This is a genomic window from Pseudomonas sp. P5_A12 (genome assembly GCF_056400685.1).
In genome coordinates, this window is record NZ_JBFUKU010000400.1 from 1 (window position 1) to 3,854 (window position 3,854).

5 protein-coding genes are annotated in these 3,854 nt (G+C 45.5%); all 5 read left to right on the top strand.

Features of this window, described 5'->3' with window-relative positions:
- Positions 1-454: glycosyltransferase (locus tag AC1DSG_RS28725; protein ID WP_477793897.1), on the top strand; the 454-nt coding region annotated here is incomplete at its 5' end.
- Positions 455-462: 8 nt separating this feature from the next.
- Positions 463-1,320, top strand: coding sequence for a dTDP-4-dehydrorhamnose reductase family protein (locus AC1DSG_RS28730; RefSeq protein WP_477793898.1), 858 nt, complete (start codon positions 463-465; stop codon positions 1,318-1,320).
- Positions 1,321-1,349: 29 nt separating this feature from the next.
- The gene (locus AC1DSG_RS28735) at positions 1,350-2,360 is read left to right on the top strand and encodes a polysaccharide biosynthesis protein (protein ID WP_477793899.1); all 1,011 of its coding nucleotides are present in this window, start codon (positions 1,350-1,352) and stop codon (positions 2,358-2,360) included.
- Positions 2,353-3,480, top strand: coding sequence for a non-hydrolyzing UDP-N-acetylglucosamine 2-epimerase (gene wecB, locus AC1DSG_RS28740; RefSeq protein WP_477793900.1), 1,128 nt, complete (start codon positions 2,353-2,355; stop codon positions 3,478-3,480). The genes AC1DSG_RS28735 and wecB overlap by 8 nt, the downstream gene beginning before the upstream one ends.
- 12 nt (positions 3,481-3,492) lie before the next feature.
- On the top strand, positions 3,493-3,854 hold a 362-nt coding region (locus AC1DSG_RS28745; RefSeq protein ID WP_477793901.1), incomplete at its 3' end, for an NAD-dependent epimerase/dehydratase family protein.

Consider the following 3,854-nt stretch of genomic DNA (forward strand, 5'->3'; position numbering starts at 1 on the left):
TGTCGGCAGTGGCAGCATGCTCGAATGGGTGGCAAGCCAAAAAAAATCACTTCATCTGGATAACCTGGTGTTGCCTGGTCGCTTTCCGGCGGATGCCATGCCTGAAATATTTGAATGTGCTGCTGCGTTGTTGGTTTCTCTGAATGACGAGGAAATTTTCTCTTATACTATTCCTAGCAAAATTCAGGCTTACCTTGCCGCCGGTCGCCCGATTATTGCGGCCTTAAGGGGGGAAGGGGCTCGGGTGATCAGTGAGTCTGGCGCCGGATTGGTGTGCCCTCCCGCGAATGGTCAGTTGTTGGCTGCAACCATTTTGGCATTGAAAGAGAGCTCAAGCGTTGAGCGTGATAAAATGGGGGTGGCAGGATTGAAATATTTTAATGAAAATTTTGATATGGATTTTCAAAGCGGTCGATTGATTGATATCTTGACTGCGCGTCTCAACAGAAAATAGGTGCCKGAATGCGTGTATTGGTCTTGGGTGCAACAGGTATGCTGGGCAATGCTGTTTTCAAAGTGCTCAGCAGTTCGTCTGCATTGAGTGTTATTGGAACGGTTCGTAATGCTAAAGCAATTGATAGTTTTGATAGCGAAGTTAAAGGCAATTTGATCTCGGGCGTTGATGTTCTTGATCAAGACTCTTTGGTTGATGTCTTTGAGCGGTCAAAGCCTGATGTTGTAGTTAATTGTATTGGGTTGATCAAACAATTAAGCTCCGCTAAAGATCCTTTGTCTGTATTGCCTATTAACGCAATGTTGCCCCATCGGCTGGCGAAGTTGTGTGCTTTGGTCGGGAGTCGCTTAGTACATATTAGTACTGACTGTGTTTTTTCCGGTCGAAAAGGTATGTATAAAGAAAACGATATTTCTGATGCTGAAGATTTATATGGAAAATCTAAGTATATAGGAGAGATTGTTGGCCAGCCGCATGTCATTACTCTTCGCACTTCAATTATCGGACATGAACTGAATAGTCAATCATCGCTCATTGACTGGTTTCTTTCGCAATCCGGCTCTGTCAAAGGATTTTCAAAAGCTGTTTTTTCCGGGTTGCCAACGGTTGAGTTGGCTCGCGTCATTCTAGATTTTGTAATTCCGCAGCCCACCCTCCAGGGGCTATACCATGTCTCTGCACAGCCAATCGATAAGCTGACGTTGTTGCGCCATGTCRCCAAGATTTATCAAAAAGAAATCAGCATTGTCCCAGATGAGCAGCTACAAATTGATCGGTCTTTAGATTCGTCCCGGTTCCGAACGGCTACAGGGTATGCGCCTCCACAGTGGCCTGATCTAATTGAAGCTATGCGCGCTAACCGTTAAACTTCCATCTTTAAATTTTGGTGATCAATATGTTCGACGATAAGATTCTGATGATAACGGGCGGTACCGGTTCGTTTGGAAATACTGTACTCAAGCGTTTTCTCGATACTAACGTCAAGGAAATTCGTGTTTTTAGTCGTGATGAAAAAAAACAGGAAGACATGCGTATAGCGTTAGGTAATGACAAAGTCAAATTTTATATCGGCGATGTCAGGGATTACGCTAGTGTTTCCCAGGCGATGGTCGGTGTGGACTACATATTCCACGCCGCGGCGCTAAAACAAGTTCCATCTTGTGAGTTTTACCCGATGGAGGCCGTTAAAACCAACGTAATTGGTACTGAAAACGTACTCAATGCGGCTATTGCCAATAATGTTAGTCGAGTCGTTGTTCTTAGTACTGACAAAGCTGTGTACCCCATTAACGCAATGGGTATCTCCAAGGCCATGGCTGAGAAGCTTGTAGTTGCCAAGTCCCGGATCATTCCCGAAACTGGACCTGTCATCTGCTCTACCCGTTACGGAAATGTTATGGCATCTCGAGGATCGGTAATTCCTCTTTTTGTCAAACAGCTTAAAGACGGTGATGAACTGACTGTTACAGATCCAAGTATGACGCGTTTCCTGATGTCACTTGATGACTCTGTAGATTTGGTTCTTCACGCATTTGAGCATGCCGAGCAAGGTGACATTTTTGTTCAAAAAGCACCGGCATCCACTGTTGCTGATTTGGCTCAGGCGCTTAAAGAGCTTTTCTCGGGCGATAACGCAATCAAAGTCATCGGTACTCGTCACGGCGAAAAACTGTACGAGTCACTCATTTCGCGTGAAGAAATGGCCAAAGCCGAGGACATGGGGCGGTACTATCGTATTCCTGCCGATAATAGGGATCTAAATTACAAGAAATACTTTGTCGAAGGCGAGCAAAATATTTCCGAGTTGGATGACTATACTTCGCATAATACCGAGCGTTTGGATGTTCCTGGCATTAAAGAACTTTTGTTAAAGTTGGACTTCATTAAGGAGCAATTAGATGCTTAAGGTAATGACGCTGGTGGGGACACGGCCCGAACTTATTAAGATGAGTCGCGTTATTGCAGAGTTGGACAAGCAGGCCGATCATGTTCTCGTTCACTCTGGTCAGAACTATGACTATGAGTTGAATCAGGTCTTTTTTGATGATCTTGAAATTCGAAAGCCTGACCATTTTCTTGGTGCTGTGGGTGAGACAGCAGCGCAGACTATTGCTGAAGTTATCTCGAAGTCAGACGCGATATTTGAACTGGAAAAACCTGACGCACTTTTGTTGTATGGAGATACTAATACCTGCTTGGCTGTGATCGCGGCTAAGCGTCGAAAAATTCCGGTTTTTCATATGGAAGCAGGCAATCGTTGTTTTGATCAGCGAGTGCCCGAAGAGTTGAATCGTAAGGTTCTTGACCATCTGAGTGATATTAATCTGGTTTTGACTGAGCATGCTCGTCGGTATCTCTTGGATGAAGGTATTAGGCCTGAGACGATCATTAAAACCGGGTCGCACATGGAAGAAGTTCTTGATCATTATATGCCGAAAATTTTGGCGTCTAATATCTTGGAGCGTGAGCAGCTCGAGGAAGGTAAGTTTTTTGTAGTTAGTGCTCACCGCGAGGAAAATGTCGATACACCTCAAAACTTGATCGATCTCCTGGGGTCGCTTCGTGCATTGGCGGATAATTACGGATTTCCAGTTATTGTCTCTACGCATCCTCGCACGCGTAAACGTCTTGAAGCATTGGGCGAGTCCCTTGAGCATCCGTTGATTCGGTTTGTCAAGCCATTTGGTTTGTTAGATTATATCAAGTTGCAGATGGGTTCGTTTTGTGTCCTGTCTGACAGCGGAACCATTACCGAAGAGGCCTCTTTGTTGAACCTCCCGGCGGTAACAATTCGTAATGCTCATGAGCGTCCCGAGGGAATGGATGAGGGGACACTCATCATGTGTGGGCTCAAAGTTGACCGGGTGCTGGATGCAGTGCGGGTTGTGACAAGTCAGCATCACCGTGGGGCTCGTGTCATTCCTGTTGTAAAGGACTATCTTGGCGGACCAGTCTCAAAACAGATAGTACGAGTTGTTTATAGTTATACGGACTATATTAATCGTACCGTATGGTCTAAGGCATAAAAGGGTGGACGCATGCGTGTATTGGTGACGGGATCGTCTGGATTTGTTGGCAGTAGGCTGCTTAAGGTTTTAGCAAACAAAAAAAATGTTGAGGTTTATGCAGCCGCGCGTCGTGAGTCTATCGATTGTCCTGTAACGGTGCGCATGCTCAACAATTTTGAGCTCTCCTCTTCTGTGAATTGGACGCCAAGTTTGATTGGTATGGACGTTATCGTCCATACGGCGGCTCGAGTTCATGTTATGAACGATCAAGCATTAGATCCTCTGGAGGCGTTTAGAGCAGTTAATGTTAACGGGACACTAAAGCTTGCTGAGCAGGCGGCCTCCGCTGGTGTTCGTCGTTTCGTTTTCCTAAGTTCTATAAAGGTCAATGG